Annotated in this window: 20 protein-coding genes; 1 reads left to right on the forward strand and 19 read right to left on the reverse strand. The window is 55.5% G+C overall.

Annotated elements, in window-relative coordinates; translation table 11 throughout:
• The first annotated feature begins 83 nt into the window (after window positions 1-83).
• Entirely contained in the window at window positions 84-2,918 is a 2,835-nt protein-coding gene (uvrA, locus tag DYL61_RS11595) for an excinuclease ABC subunit UvrA (RefSeq protein WP_105698430.1), read from the forward strand.
• 65 nt (window positions 2,919-2,983) lie between these two features.
• Here the strand turns inward: uvrA and bfr are convergent, their stop codons facing one another.
• The 19 genes from bfr to rplN form a co-directional block, all read right to left on the reverse strand.
• Entirely contained in the window at window positions 2,984-3,448 is a 465-nt protein-coding gene (bfr, locus tag DYL61_RS11600) for a bacterioferritin (RefSeq protein WP_135308433.1), read from the reverse strand.
• A gap of 155 nt (window positions 3,449-3,603) precedes the next feature.
• Window positions 3,604-5,052 (reverse strand): catalase, encoded by a 1,449-nt coding sequence (locus tag DYL61_RS11605; RefSeq protein WP_135308434.1) that lies wholly within the window; start codon window positions 5,050-5,052, stop codon window positions 3,604-3,606.
• 238 nt (window positions 5,053-5,290) lie between these two features.
• Window positions 5,291-5,677 carry a 50S ribosomal protein L17 gene (rplQ, locus tag DYL61_RS11610; protein ID WP_003176402.1) on the reverse strand — a complete coding sequence of 129 codons (387 nt, stop codon included), beginning with the start codon at window positions 5,675-5,677 and terminating at the stop codon, window positions 5,291-5,293.
• A gap of 41 nt (window positions 5,678-5,718) precedes the next feature.
• Window positions 5,719-6,720, reverse strand: a complete 1,002-nt coding sequence (locus tag DYL61_RS11615; RefSeq protein ID WP_003176403.1) for a DNA-directed RNA polymerase subunit alpha — start codon at window positions 6,718-6,720, stop codon at window positions 5,719-5,721.
• A gap of 22 nt (window positions 6,721-6,742) precedes the next feature.
• Window positions 6,743-7,363, reverse strand: a complete 621-nt coding sequence (rpsD, locus tag DYL61_RS11620) for a 30S ribosomal protein S4 (RefSeq protein WP_003176404.1) — start codon at window positions 7,361-7,363, stop codon at window positions 6,743-6,745.
• Window positions 7,364-7,381: 18 nt separating this feature from the next.
• Window positions 7,382-7,771 (reverse strand): 30S ribosomal protein S11, encoded by a 390-nt coding sequence (gene rpsK / locus DYL61_RS11625; protein WP_002555466.1) that lies wholly within the window; start codon window positions 7,769-7,771, stop codon window positions 7,382-7,384.
• A gap of 30 nt (window positions 7,772-7,801) precedes the next feature.
• Window positions 7,802-8,158 (reverse strand): 30S ribosomal protein S13, encoded by a 357-nt coding sequence (gene rpsM, locus DYL61_RS11630; RefSeq protein ID WP_003194635.1) that lies wholly within the window; start codon window positions 8,156-8,158, stop codon window positions 7,802-7,804.
• 129 nt (window positions 8,159-8,287) lie between these two features.
• Entirely contained in the window at window positions 8,288-8,404 is a 117-nt protein-coding gene (gene rpmJ, locus DYL61_RS11635; protein ID WP_002555468.1) for a 50S ribosomal protein L36, read from the reverse strand.
• A 28-nt stretch (window positions 8,405-8,432) separates the two neighbouring features.
• Entirely contained in the window at window positions 8,433-9,761 is a 1,329-nt protein-coding gene (gene secY / locus DYL61_RS11640) for a preprotein translocase subunit SecY (RefSeq protein ID WP_003194637.1), read from the reverse strand.
• The gene (rplO, locus tag DYL61_RS11645; protein WP_016969471.1) at window positions 9,762-10,199 is read right to left on the reverse strand and encodes a 50S ribosomal protein L15; all 438 of its coding nucleotides are present in this window, start codon (window positions 10,197-10,199) and stop codon (window positions 9,762-9,764) included.
• 3 nt (window positions 10,200-10,202) lie between these two features.
• On the reverse strand, window positions 10,203-10,379 hold the full coding sequence (gene rpmD / locus DYL61_RS11650) for a 50S ribosomal protein L30 (protein ID WP_003176408.1): 177 nt from the start codon (window positions 10,377-10,379) through the stop codon (window positions 10,203-10,205).
• 2 nt (window positions 10,380-10,381) lie between these two features.
• Window positions 10,382-10,882 (reverse strand): 30S ribosomal protein S5, encoded by a 501-nt coding sequence (rpsE, locus tag DYL61_RS11655; RefSeq protein WP_007955637.1) that lies wholly within the window; start codon window positions 10,880-10,882, stop codon window positions 10,382-10,384.
• Window positions 10,883-10,885: 3 nt separating this feature from the next.
• Entirely contained in the window at window positions 10,886-11,236 is a 351-nt protein-coding gene (gene rplR, locus DYL61_RS11660) for a 50S ribosomal protein L18 (RefSeq protein ID WP_003186037.1), read from the reverse strand.
• Window positions 11,237-11,246: 10 nt separating this feature from the next.
• Entirely contained in the window at window positions 11,247-11,780 is a 534-nt protein-coding gene (gene rplF, locus DYL61_RS11665; RefSeq protein WP_003194640.1) for a 50S ribosomal protein L6, read from the reverse strand.
• A gap of 12 nt (window positions 11,781-11,792) precedes the next feature.
• Window positions 11,793-12,185, reverse strand: a complete 393-nt coding sequence (rpsH, locus tag DYL61_RS11670) for a 30S ribosomal protein S8 (protein WP_010206883.1) — start codon at window positions 12,183-12,185, stop codon at window positions 11,793-11,795.
• Between the two features lie 206 nt (window positions 12,186-12,391).
• Complete coding sequence (gene rpsN, locus DYL61_RS11675; RefSeq protein ID WP_003176414.1) at window positions 12,392-12,697, reverse strand: 30S ribosomal protein S14; 306 nt, start codon at window positions 12,695-12,697, stop codon at window positions 12,392-12,394.
• A gap of 13 nt (window positions 12,698-12,710) precedes the next feature.
• On the reverse strand, window positions 12,711-13,250 hold the full coding sequence (gene rplE / locus DYL61_RS11680) for a 50S ribosomal protein L5 (RefSeq protein WP_003194642.1): 540 nt from the start codon (window positions 13,248-13,250) through the stop codon (window positions 12,711-12,713).
• A 22-nt stretch (window positions 13,251-13,272) separates the two neighbouring features.
• Window positions 13,273-13,587 carry a 50S ribosomal protein L24 gene (gene rplX / locus DYL61_RS11685; RefSeq protein ID WP_003176416.1) on the reverse strand — a complete coding sequence of 105 codons (315 nt, stop codon included), beginning with the start codon at window positions 13,585-13,587 and terminating at the stop codon, window positions 13,273-13,275.
• Window positions 13,588-13,598: 11 nt separating this feature from the next.
• A complete protein-coding gene (rplN, locus tag DYL61_RS11690; RefSeq protein ID WP_002555479.1) occupies window positions 13,599-13,967 on the reverse strand; it encodes a 50S ribosomal protein L14 in 369 nt (122 codons plus the stop codon).
• Between the last annotated feature and the right edge of the window lie 4 nt (window positions 13,968-13,971).

The raw sequence follows: 13,971 nt of genomic DNA on the forward strand, positions 1-13,971 counted from the left end.
CAAGCGGCCTTTTGACAGTGTATATTCATCCAGTCTTTAGCCGTATACTCCGGCATTATTTACGCCCGCCGTGCGAGGCCATCTTGGACAAGATCCTGATTCGTGGGGCTAGAACCCACAACCTGAAGAACATCGACCTGACCCTGCCCCGGGACAAACTGATCGTCATCACCGGCTTGTCCGGCTCCGGCAAATCGTCCCTGGCGTTCGACACGCTGTATGCCGAAGGCCAGCGTCGCTATGTGGAATCGCTGTCGGCCTATGCCCGGCAGTTCCTGTCGATGATGGAAAAACCCGACGTCGACACCATCGAAGGCCTGTCGCCGGCGATTTCCATCGAACAGAAGTCGACCTCCCATAACCCACGCTCCACCGTGGGCACCATTACCGAAATCTACGACTACCTGCGCCTGCTCTATGCACGCGTGGGTATTCCGCGTTGCCCGGACCACGACATTCCACTGGAGGCGCAGACCGTCAGCCAAATGGTCGACCTGGTACTGGCCCAGCCGGAAGGCGCGAAACTGATGCTGCTGGCGCCGGTGATTCGCGAGCGCAAAGGCGAACATCTTTCCGTCTTCGAAGAGTTGCGCGCCCAGGGTTTTGTGCGCGCTCGCATCAACGGCAAGCTGTATGAGCTGGATGAAGCGCCGAAGCTCGACAAGCAGAAGAAGCACAGCATTGATGTGGTGGTTGACCGTTTCAAGGTACGTGCCGACCTGCAACAGCGCTTGGCAGAGTCTTTCGAGACGGCGTTGAAGTTGGCGGACGGCATTGCCCTGGTAGCGCCGATGGATGACGAGCCGGGGGAAGAGATCATCTTCTCCGCACGTTTCGCTTGCCCGATCTGCGGCCATGCCATCAGCGAGCTGGAACCCAAGCTGTTTTCCTTCAACAACCCCGCCGGTGCTTGCCCGACCTGTGACGGCCTGGGGGTTAAACAGTTCTTCGACATCAAGCGGCTGGTCAATGGCGAGCTGACATTGGCGGAGGGTGCGATACGCGGCTGGGACAGGCGCAACGTCTATTACTTCCAGATGCTGGGATCGTTGGCGTCCCACTATAAATTCAGCCTGGAAGTGCCGTTCAACCAACTGCCGGCGGATCAGCAAAAGGTCATCCTGCATGGCAGCGGCTCGCAGAACGTTGACTTCAAATACCTGAACGACCGTGGCGATATCGTCAAACGCTCCCACCCGTTCGAAGGCATCGTGCCGAACCTTGAACGTCGCTATCGCGAAACTGAATCGGCGAGCGTGCGCGAAGAACTGGCGAAATTCCTCAGCACCCAACCTTGCCCGGATTGCCGAGGCACTCGCCTGCGCCGTGAAGCGCGGCATGTATGGGTGGGCGAAAAGACATTGCCGGCGGTGACCAACCTGCCGATTGGTGATGCCTGTGAATACTTCGGTGTACTCAAGCTGACGGGACGCCGCGGGGAGATTGCCGACAAGATCCTCAAGGAAATTCGCGAGCGACTGCAGTTCCTGGTTAACGTTGGTCTCGACTACCTGTCGCTGGATCGCAGTGCGGACACGTTATCCGGCGGTGAGGCGCAGCGTATTCGTTTGGCCAGCCAGATTGGCGCGGGTCTTGTGGGTGTTTTGTACATCCTCGACGAACCGTCGATTGGCTTGCACCAGCGAGACAACGATCGCCTGCTGGGTACGTTGAAGCACCTGCGGGATATCGGCAACACGGTGATCGTGGTCGAGCATGATGAAGATGCGATCCGCCTGGCGGATTACGTGGTCGATATCGGCCCAGGGGCCGGTGTGCATGGCGGACATATCGTCGCCGAGGGCACGCCTGCGGAAGTCATGTCTCATCCGGACTCGTTGACCGGCAAGTACCTGTCTGGTCGTGTGAAGATTGAAGTACCAGCCAAGCGCACACCACGCAATAAGAAGCTGGCGTTGCACCTCAAAGGCGCTCGCGGCAACAACCTGCGCAATGTTGACCTGGAAATCCCGATTGGTTTGCTCACTTGCGTGACCGGTGTTTCCGGTTCGGGCAAATCGACGCTGATCAACAATACGCTGTTCCCGCTGAGTGCTACCGCCTTGAACGGCGCGACTACGTTGGAAGCAGCAGCGCACGACAGCATCAAGGGCCTGGAGCATTTGGATAAGGTCGTGGATATCGACCAGAGCCCGATTGGCCGTACACCGCGCTCCAACCCGGCGACGTATACCGGGCTGTTCACACCCATTCGTGAACTGTTCGCTGGCGTGCCGGAATCCCGCTCGCGGGGCTACGGGCCGGGCCGGTTCTCCTTCAACGTCAAGGGCGGCCGCTGCGAAGCCTGTCAGGGCGATGGCTTGATCAAGGTTGAAATGCACTTTCTGCCCGACATCTACGTGCCGTGCGATGTGTGCAAGAGCAAGCGTTACAACCGCGAGACGCTGGAGATCAAATACAAGGGCAAGAGCATCCACGAAACCCTGGAGATGACCATCGAGGAAGCTCGCGTGTTCTTCGATGCGGTTCCGGCATTGGCGCGCAAGCTGCAGACGTTGATGGATGTGGGCTTGTCGTATATCAAGCTGGGGCAATCGGCGACGACATTGTCTGGTGGCGAAGCGCAACGGGTGAAGCTGTCGCGTGAACTGTCCAAGCGTGACACCGGCAAGACCCTGTATATCCTTGATGAGCCGACCACAGGCCTGCACTTTGCGGATATCCAGCAACTGCTGGACGTGTTGCATCGCCTGCGCGACCACGGCAACACCGTGGTAGTGATCGAGCACAACCTGGATGTGATCAAGACTGCTGACTGGCTGGTGGATCTGGGGCCGGAAGGTGGCTCGAAAGGCGGCCAGATCATCGCAGTGGGCACGCCGGAGCAAGTCTCCGAAATGCCGCAGTCCCACACGGGTTACTACTTGAAACCTTTGCTGGAACGCGACCGGGCCTGATTTATCAGGCTCAATGAAAAGCCCCAGTCACTGTGCAGTGACTGGGGCTTTTTTGTAGCCGGGAATCAGAACTGCGATTGCAGGTAATTCTCCAGGCCAATCAACTTGATCAGACCCAACTGCTTTTCCAGCCAGTAGGTGTGATCTTCTTCGGTATCGTTCAACTGCACGCGCAAGATTTCGCGGGTGACATAGTCGTTGTGCTGCTCGCAAAGCTCGATGCCTTTGCAAAGCGCGGCACGGACTTTGTACTCGAGGCGCAGGTCGGCAGCGAGCATGTCAGGCACTGTGGTGCCTACATCCAAGTCGTCGGGACGCATGCGCGGCGTGCCTTCGAGCATCAGGATACGGCGCATCAGTGCGTCGGCGTGCTGTGCCTCTTCTTCCATCTCGTGGTTGATACGTTCATAGAGCTCGTTAAAGCCCCAGTCTTCGTACATGCGCGAATGGATGAAATATTGGTCACGAGCAGCCAGTTCGCCCGTCAGCAACGTGTTGAGGTAATCGATTACGTCGGGGTGACCTTGCATCGCCCTACATCTCCCTGCTTGAAAGTCTGTAGTTTGAACCATGATGACTCGGAGGTCACGGGACAAACGGCAGAAAAGTGCATATTTCCGGAGAAAAGTAGAGGATTTAACGCAAAAACCGCCCAAATGAGGGCGGTTCTGCTTCTCGTTTAGAGTCAGTTAAGCGATACACCCAGTGCCTTTGCGATTGCTTCTCCATAAGCAGGGTCTGCCTTATAGAAGTGCTGCAATTGACGCTGCACCACATCACTGGAAACCCCACTCATTGCACCGGCAATGTTGCTGGTAAGCAGCGCTTTTTGCTCATCACTCATCAAGCGGAACAGTGCACCGGCGTGGCTGTAGTAGTCAGTGTCTTCGCGATGATCATAACGATCTGCCGCACCGCTCAATGCCAGCGCAGGCTCTGCGTACTGCGGCGCTTGTTTAGGCGCATCTGCGTAGCTATTTGGTTCGTAGTTTGGCGCGGCACCACCGTTGCTGCCGAAAGCCATCGAACCGTCACGCTGGTAGCTGTTCACCGAGTTGCGTGGGGCGTTCACCGGCAGTTGCTGATGGTTGGTGCCAACACGGTAGCGATGGGCATCTGCGTAGGCGAACACGCGACCTTGCAGCATGCGGTCTGGCGACAAGCCAACCCCTGGAACCATATTGCTTGGACCGAACGCTGCTTGCTCGACTTCGGCGAAGTAGTTCTGTGGATTACGGTTGAGTTCCAACTCGCCCACTTCGATCAGCGGGAACTCTTTCTGCGACCAGGTCTTGGTCACGTCGAACGGGTTCTCGTAATGAGCATTGGCCTGGGCCTCAGTCATGATCTGGATGCAGACGCGCCATTTAGGGAAGTCACCGCGCTCGATTGCACCGAACAGGTCGCGCTGGGCGTAGTCCGGGTCGGTACCGGCCAAGCGCGCAGCCTCGGCTGGCGCCAGGTTCTTGATGCCCTGCTTGGTCTTGTAGTGCCACTTAACCCAATGACGTTCGCCGTTCGCGTTGATCAGGCTGTAAGTGTGGCTACCGAAGCCATGCATGTGACGGTAGCCATCTGGGATGCCACGGTCCGAAAACAGGATGGTGACCTGGTGCAGCGCCTCTGGGGAGTGCGACCAGAAGTCCCACATCATCTGTGCACTTTTCAAGTTGCTTTGCGGAAGGCGTTTTTGCGTGTGGATGAAGTCAGGGAATTTCAGCGGATCACGGATGAAGAACACAGGGGTGTTGTTCCCCACGATGTCCCAGTTGCCCTCTTCGGTATAGAACTTCAACGCGAAGCCACGTGGGTCACGTTCGGTATCCGCCGAACCACGCTCACCACCTACAGTCGAGAAACGCAGGAACGTGGGAGTCTGCTTGCCAACGGACTCGAACAGCTTGGCGCTGGTGTACTGGGTAATGTCTTTGGTGACCGTGAATGTGCCGTAAGCGCCCGAGCCTTTAGCGTGTACGCGACGCTCTGGAATGTTTTCACGGTTGAAGTGAGCAAGCTTTTCGATCAGATGAAAATCGTCGAGCAGCAGCGGGCCACGAGGGCCAGCAGAGCGGGAGTTCTGGTTGTCCGCAACGGGAGCACCGCTGGCGGTGGTAAGGATCTTGTTCTGGCTCATGTGCATATTCCTCAGGTCGGGCTTGGAACTGCCGGCTAATCGGCTTGGTGGAGAGTATTGATCATCAACATGACACCCACAAATTCATAAAATCACGGGCTTCAATAGAAAATAACTACCAATAACTCCGACTCCGATAGTGTCGACCTTTCGCCTTGAGCGCTTGTACACATGGTGCTTTTGTTACGGGCACAAAAAACCGGGCGCTAGGCCCGGTTCTTCGTTACAGCTTGTCGTCTTACTCGGCGCTTACAGCTTCGCCGGCAGTAGCACGATCAACCAACTCGACGTACGCCATAGGCGCGTTGTCGCCAGCGCGGAAACCGCACTTGAGGATGCGCAGGTAGCCACCCTCACGGGTAGCGTAACGCTTGCCCAGGTCGTTGAAGAGCTTACCAACGATAGCTTTCGAACGAGTACGGTCGAAAGCCAGACGGCGGTTAGCCAGGCTGTCTGTCTTGGCCAAAGTGATCAGCGGCTCAGCAACGCGACGCAGTTCTTTAGCTTTCGGCAGTGTAGTTTTGATCAGCTCGTGCTCGAACAGCGACACCGCCATGTTTTGGAACATGGCCTTGCGGTGCGAGCTGGTACGGCTCAGGTGACGACCACTTTTACGATGACGCATGGTTCATTCCTTACCAAACTCACGTTCGGTGATTACGACGATCAGGCAGTCGCCTTGTCGTCCTTCTTAAGACTTGCAGGCGGCCAGTTGTCGAGGCGCATGCCGAGGGACAGACCGCGGGAGGCCAGAACGTCCTTGATTTCAGTCAAGGATTTCTTGCCCAGGTTCGGAGTCTTCAACAGTTCTACTTCGGTACGCTGAATCAGGTCGCCGATGTAGTAAATGTTTTCCGCCTTAAGGCAGTTAGCCGAACGTACAGTCAGTTCCAGATCGTCAACCGGGCGAAGCAGGATCGGATCGATCTCGTCTTCCTGCTCGATTACCACTGGTTCGCTGTCACCCTTGAGGTCGACGAACGCAGCCAACTGCTGTTGCAGAATGGTTGCAGCGCGGCGGATAGCCTCTTCAGGATCCAGAGTACCGTTGGTTTCCAGATCAATAACCAGCTTGTCCAGGTTAGTACGCTGTTCGACACGGGCGTTTTCCACCACGTATGCGATACGGCGAACCGGGCTGAACGAAGAGTCAAGCTGCAAGCGACCAATGCTGCGGCTTTCGTCTTCATCGCTCTGACGCGAGTCGGCCGGTTCATAACCACGACCACGAGCTACGGTGAGCTTCATGTTCAGGGCGCCGTTAGACGCCAGGTTAGCGATTACGTGATCGGGGTTAACGATCTCGACATCATGATCCAGCTGAATATCGGCAGCGGTAACCACCCCCGAACCCTTCTTCGACAAGGTCAGCGTAACTTCGTCACGGCCGTGCAGCTTGATAGCCAGACCTTTAAGGTTCAACAGGATTTCAATTACGTCTTCCTGTACACCTTCGATGGCGCTGTACTCGTGGAGCACACCGTCAATCTCGGCCTCGACTACTGCACAGCCGGGCATTGAGGACAACAGGATGCGGCGCAGCGCGTTGCCCAGGGTGTGGCCAAAACCACGCTCGAGAGGCTCGAGAGTGATCTTGGCGCGGGTTGGACTGACAACCTGCACATCAATGTGGCGGGGTGTCAGGAACTCATTTACCGAAATCTGCATGGATGCACCTATTTTCTAGCCCTTACTTGGAGTAGAGCTCGACAATCAGGCTTTCGTTGATGTCGGCGGACAGATCACTGCGAGCAGGAACGTTCTTGAAAACGCCCGACTTCTTCTCAGTGTCTACTTCTACCCATTCTACGCGGCCACGTTGGGCACACAGATCGAGAGCTTGGACAATGCGAAGTTGGTTTTTAGCTTTCTCGCGAACTGCGACCACGTCACCAGCACGAACCTGGTAAGACGGAACGTTTACGGTCTGACCGTTAACGCTGATCGACTTGTGCGATACCAGCTGACGGGATTCGGCACGAGTCGAACCAAAGCCCATACGGTATACAACGTTGTCCAGACGGCATTCGAGCAGTTGCAGCAGGTTTTCACCGGTTGCACCTTTCTTGCCAGCAGCTTCTTTGTAGTAGCCGCTGAACTGACGCTCGAGAACGCCGTAGATACGACGGACCTTCTGCTTTTCACGCAGTTGGGTGCCGTAGTCGGACTGGCGACCGCGGCGTTGGCCGTGGATACCAGGTGCTGCTTCAATGTTGCACTTCGATTCGATCGCGCGCACGCCGCTCTTCAGGAAGAGATCGGTGCCCTCGCGACGAGCGAGTTTGCATTTTGGACCAATGTAACGAGCCATTCTTTACGATCTCCTGGATTACACGCGGCGCTTCTTCGGCGGACGGCACCCGTTGTGCGGGATTGGCGTCACGTCGGTGATGCTGGCGATCTTATAGCCACAGCCGTTCAAAGCACGGACAGCAGACTCACGACCTGGACCTGGGCCCTTGACGTTAACGTCGAGGTTTTTCAGGCCGTATTCCAGCGCAGCTTGACCAGCACGTTCAGCAGCTACTTGAGCAGCAAACGGGGTGGACTTGCGGGAACCGCGGAAACCCGAACCACCGGAGGTAGCCCAAGAAAGCGCGTTACCTTGACGGTCGGTGATGGTCACGATGGTGTTGTTAAAAGATGCATGGATGTGGGCGATGCCATCAACCACTGTCTTTTTAACTTTTTTACGAGGACGAGCAGCAGGTTTTGCCATGATAATTTTCCTGTCGATTCGCTGGGGCGATTACTTGCGGATCGGCTTACGCGGACCTTTACGGGTACGCGCGTTAGTCTTGGTACGCTGACCGCGTACTGGAAGACCACGACGATGACGCAGACCGCGATAGCAACCGAGGTCCATCAAACGCTTGATTTTCATGTTGATTTCGCGACGCAGGTCACCTTCAGTGGTGAACTTCGCCACTTCGCCACGCAGCTGTTCAATCTGCTCGTCGCTCAGATCCTTGATCTTAGCGGCTGGGTTTACCCCAGCAACTGCGCAAATTTTCTGCGCAGTAGTGCGACCAACACCATAGATGTAGGTCAGCGAGATAACAGTGTGCTTGTTATCTGGAATGTTAACGCCTGCAATACGGGCCATTCAGTGGGACTCCAATTGACAGCTACCTACGCCCCGGAAGCCAAGAAATAGGGCGCGAGATAATATCGCTGTAATAACAAATAATCAACCCGGCAGCGCACTAGCTGCCGGGCTTCAAGCGGATCACACTCAGCCTTGGCGCTGTTTGTGACGCGGTTCCGCGCTGCAAATTACTCGAACAACACCTTCGCGGCGAATAATCTTGCAGTTACGGCACAGCTTTTTCACCGATGCACGAACTTTCATCACCAACTCCTCGAACCTTATGGGGTACTCAGCGCAACATGCCGCTGCCGTAGCCCTTCAGGTTGGCTTTCTTCATCAGGGATTCGTACTGGTGCGAAACGAGGTGCGATTGTACTTGGGACATGAAGTCCATCACAACCACGACGACGATCAGCAACGAGGTCCCGCCAAGGTAGAACGGAACGTTTGCTGCAACCACCAGGAACTGGGGCAACAAGCACACGGCCGTCATATATAGAGCACCGAACAGGGTCAAACGAGTCAGAACACCATCAATGTAGCGTGCGGACTGCTCACCTGGACGGATACCCGGAATAAAGGCACCGGACTTCTTCAGGTTTTCCGCTACGTCTTTCGGATTGAACATCAACGCCGTATAGAAGAAGCAGAAGAAAATAATCCCTGCACTAAACAGCAGAATATTCAACGGCTGACCAGGAGCGATCGACTGAGAGAGATCCTGCAGCCAGCCCATATTTTCGGACTGACCAAACCAGGTACCCAACGAAGCCGGAAACAGCAAAATGCTGCTCGCGAAAATGGCCGGGATAACACCGGCCATATTCACTTTCAGCGGCAAGTGGCTGGTCTGCGCAGCAAAGACCTTACGGCCCTGCTGACGCTTGGCGTAGTGAACAGCAATACGACGCTGACCACGCTCAATGAACACCACAAAACCGATAATCGCTACTGCCAGCAAACCGATAGCAACCAGGGCAAAGATATTGATATCACCCTGACGTGCAGACTCGAAAGACTGCCCGATTGCTCTCGGAAGACCGGCGACGATACCTGCGAAAATCAACATCGAGATACCGTTACCAACACCACGCTCAGTAATCTGCTCACCCAGCCACATCATGAACATCGCACCAGCCACAAACGTGGATACCGCGACGAAATGGAAGCCAAAGTCACCAGTGAACGCAACGCCCTGCCCTGCCAGGCCAACGGACATGCCGATAGCTTGAACCAGGGCGAGGACGACAGTGCCGTAGCGGGTGTACTGGCTAATCTTGCGACGGCCAGCTTCACCTTCCTTCTTCAACTGCTCCAGCTGCGGGCTGACGGCGGTCATCAGTTGCATGATGATCGATGCCGAGATGTACGGCATGATCCCCAGTGCAAAAATGCTCATCCGTTCCAGCGCGCCGCCGGAAAACATGTTGAACAAGCTAAGAATGGTCCCCTCATTCTGTCGAAACAGGTCTGCGAGTCGGTCCGGGTTGATACCTGGAACCGGGATGTGTGCGCCTATTCGGTAGACGATAATCGCCAGGAACAGAAAACGCAGACGAGCCCAAAGTTCAGACATACCGCCTTTGCCGAGCGCTGAGAGAGCACCTTGCTTAGCCATTTATTCCTCGAACTTGCCGCCAGCTGCTTCGATAGCCGAACGCGCACCTTTGGTGGCGCCGATTCCCTTGCCGATAGTGACAGCGCGAGTCACTTCACCGGACAGCATGATTTTCACACGCTGTACGTTGACGTTGATCACGTTGGCATCTTTCAGGGTCTGCAGAGTAACGATGTCGCCTTCCACTTTAGCCAGCTCGGACAGACGCACTTCTGCGCGGTCCATGGCTTTCAGGGATACGAAACCGAACTTAGGCAGGCGACGATGCAGCGGCTGTTGACCGCCTTCAAAGCCTGGAGCGATGGTGCCACCGGAGCGGGAGGTTTGACCTTTGTGGCCACGGCCACCAGTCTTACCCAAACCGCTACCGATACCACGGCCCGGACGATGCTTTTCGCGACGGGAACCCGGCGCTGGACTCAGATCATTGAGTTTCATCGATTAACCCTCTACACGCAGCATGTAGTAAGCCTTGTTGATCATCCCGCGATTCTCGGGAGTATCCTGGACTTCTACAGTGTGACCGATGCGACGCAGACCCAGACCTTTAACGCACAGTTTGTGGTTAGGGATGCGGCCGGTCATGCTTTTGATCAGCGTAACTTTAACGGTAGCCATGATTACTTGATCTCCTCAACACGCAGGCCACGCTTGGCTGCGATGGACTCAGGAGACTGCATAGCCTTCAGACCCTTGAAAGTGGCGTGAACCACGTTTACTGGGTTAGTCGAGCCGTAGCACTTGGCCAGAACGTTCTGAACGCCAGCAACTTCGAGGACAGCACGCATAGCGCCGCCAGCGATGATACCGGTACCTTCAGAAGCAGGCTGCATGTACACCTTCGAAGCGCCGTGAGCGGACTTCATTGCGTACTGCAGAGTGGTGCCGTTCAGATCAACCTGGATCATGTTGCGACGAGCAGCTTCCATTGCCTTCTGGATCGCAGCAGGCACTTCACGCGACTTGCCACGGCCGAAGCCAACACGGCCCTTACCATCACCTACCACGGTCAACGCGGTGAAAGTGAAGATACGGCCGCCTTTAACGGTTTTGGCTACGCGGTTAACTTGAACCAGCTTCTCAATGTAGCCTTCGTCGCGCTTTTGGTCGTTATTTGACATAACTTAGAACTCCAGCCCAGCTTCACGAGCAGCATCAGCCAGCGCTTTCACGCGACCGTGGTACTTGAAGCCAGAGCGGTCGAAAGCCACTTGCGAGACGCCAGCGGCCTTAGCACGCGTAGCGACCAGCTGGCCAACCTTAGTGGCCGCGTCGATGTTGCCGGTGGCACCATCACGCAGTTCTTTATCCAAAGTCGAGGCGCTTGCCAGGACTTTGTTGCCGTCGGCCGAGATGACCTGGGCGTAGATGTGCTGCGACGAGCGGAACACGCAGAGACGCACGACTTCGAGTTCGTGCATTTTCAGGCGTGCTTTGCGAGCGCGACGCAGTCGAGTAACTTTTTTGTCGGTCATTTGCTATGCCCTACTTCTTCTTGGCTTCTTTACGACGGACGACTTCGTCCGCGTAGCGCACACCTTTGCCTTTGTACGGCTCTGGTGGACGGAAGTCGCGGATCTCAGCGGCCACTTGACCTACCAGCTGCTTGTCGATGCCCTTGATCAGGATATCGGTCTGGCTAGGGGTCTCGGCAGTGATACCCGCTGGCAGTTCGTAATCCACTGGGTGCGAGAAGCCAAGGGCCAGGTTCAAAACCGTGCCTTTTGCTTGCGCCTTGTAACCAACACCGACCAGCTGGAGCTTACGCTCGAAGCCTTGGCTTACGCCTTGGACCATGTTGTTTACCAACGCACGCGTGGTACCGGCCATTGCGCGAGTTTGTTGATCGCCATTGCGAGCAGCGAAACGCAGCTCACCAGCTTCTTCAACGATCTCAACGGACGAATGGATGTTCAGTTCAAGAGTACCCTTGGCACCCTTCACCGAAAGCTGTTGGCCTGCGAATTTGACTTCGACACCGGCTGGCAGCTTAACGGGGTTCTTAGCGACGCGAGACATGCTTATCCCCCCTTAGAACACAGTGCAAAGAACTTCGCCGCCGACACCGGCAGCGCGCGCAGCACGATCCGTCATCACACCTTTGTTGGTGGAGACGATAGACACGCCCAGACCGCCACGAACTTTCGGCAGATCTTCAGCGGACTTGTACTGACGCAGGCCTGGACGGCTAACGCGCTTCACTTCCTCGATGACCGAACGGCCTTCGAAGTACTTCAGCTCGATGGACAGCAGTGCTTTAACATCGCTGCTGATCTGATAACCCGCAATGTAGCCTTCGTCTTTCAGGACTTTGGCAACAGCTACCTTCAACTTGGAAGATGGCATGCTTACGACGGACTTTTCAGCCATCTGGGCATTACGGATACGAGTTAGCATGTCCGCTAACGGGTCCTGCATACTCATGGGCTAGACGCTCCTAATACAAAAAAATTAGCCTTTCGGCTACATATGTCGCCGAGAATCTCCGGGTAAAAAACACGGGCTCAGGCGAGCCGCGTATTTTAGACACACTCCAGAAATGAAACAAGCCCCAAAAGGGGCTTGTTCCAGATTCAAGGTCACCGGCGGTCGTTATCTTGCGATGCAGACCACCTGGACTTCGAACGTACTTACCAGCTGGCTTTAACCAGACCTGGTACGTCACCACGCATTGCCGCTTCACGCAATTTGTTACGGCCGAGGCCGAACTTGCGGTAAACGCCGTGTGGACGACCGGTCAGGCGGCAGCGGTTACGCATGCGCGAGGCGCTTGCGTCACGTGGCTGCTTCTGCAGAGCAACTGTAGCTTCCCAACGTGCTTCTGGACTTGCGTTCAGATCAACGATGATTGCTTTCAGTGCTGCACGCTTCTTGGCGTACTTGGCAACCGTGAGCTGACGCTTCAGCTCGCGGTTTTTCATGCTCATCTTGGCCATGGTCCTACTCCAATCAGTTGCGGAACGGGAATTTGAAAGCACGCAGCAATGCGCGACCTTCATCATCGTTCTTGGCAGTGGTGGTCAGGGTGATGTCCAGACCGCGGAGAGCATCGATCTTGTCGTAGTCGATTTCCGGGAAGATGATCTGCTCTTTCACGCCCATGCTGTAGTTACCACGACCATCGAAGGACTTGGCATTCAGGCCGCGGAAGTCGCGAACCCGAGGCAGGGAGATCGACAGCAGACGATCCAGGAATTCATACATACGCTCACGGCGCAGGGTCACTTTGACGCCGATCGGCCAACCTTCACGGACTTTAAAGCCAGCGATGGATTTGCGAGCGTAGGTCACAACGACTTTCTGGCCGGTGATCTTTTCCAGGTCAGCAACAGCGTGCTCGATGACTTTTTTGTCGCCGATCGCTTCGCCTAGACCCATGTTCAGGGTGATTTTGGTAACGCGCGGAACTTCCATCACGTTCCCAAGCTTAAGTTCTTCCTTAAGCTTAGGGGCGATTTCCTTCCGGTAAATCTCTTGTAGTCGTGCCATGGTCTAATCTACCTAGCAGTGTTCAAGCATCAACCGCTTTTTGGGTCGACTTGAAGACACGAATTTTCTTACCGTCTTCTACTTTGAAACCAACGCGGTCAGCCTTGTTGGTTTCGCCATTGAAGATGGCGACGTTAGAAGCGTCCAGCGGAGCTTCTTTCTCGACGATACCGCCCTGCACGCCCGACATCGGGTTAGGCTTGGTATGACGCTTAACCAGGTTCAGACCACCGATAACCAGACGGTTATTAGCGAGAACCTTAAGCACCTTACCGCGCTTACCTTTGTCTTTGCCGGCGATCACGATGATCTCGTCGTCACGACGAATCTTTTGCATGTCGGATCTCCTTACAGCACTTCTGGGGCGAGCGAGACGATCTTCATGAACTTCTCAGTACGAAGTTCACGGGTCACTGGCCCAAAGATACGGGTGCCGATCGGCTCTTGCTTGTTGTTCAGAAGAACAGCAGCGTTGCCATCAAAGCGGATAATGGAGCCATCAGCACGACGTACGCCGTGACGAGTGCGGACTACAACAGCAGTCATCACTTGGCCTTTTTTCACTTTACCGCGAGGAATTGCTTCCTTCACGGTAACTTTGATGATGTCACCGATACCAGCGTAACGACGATGGGAGCCACCCAGCACCTTGATGCACATAACACGGCGAGCGCCGCTGTTATCGGCCACATCGAGCATGGATTGAGTCTGAATCATATAA

Source organism: Pseudomonas nabeulensis (assembly GCF_004682045.1).
Lineage (GTDB): Bacteria > Pseudomonadota > Gammaproteobacteria > Pseudomonadales > Pseudomonadaceae > Aquipseudomonas > Aquipseudomonas nabeulensis.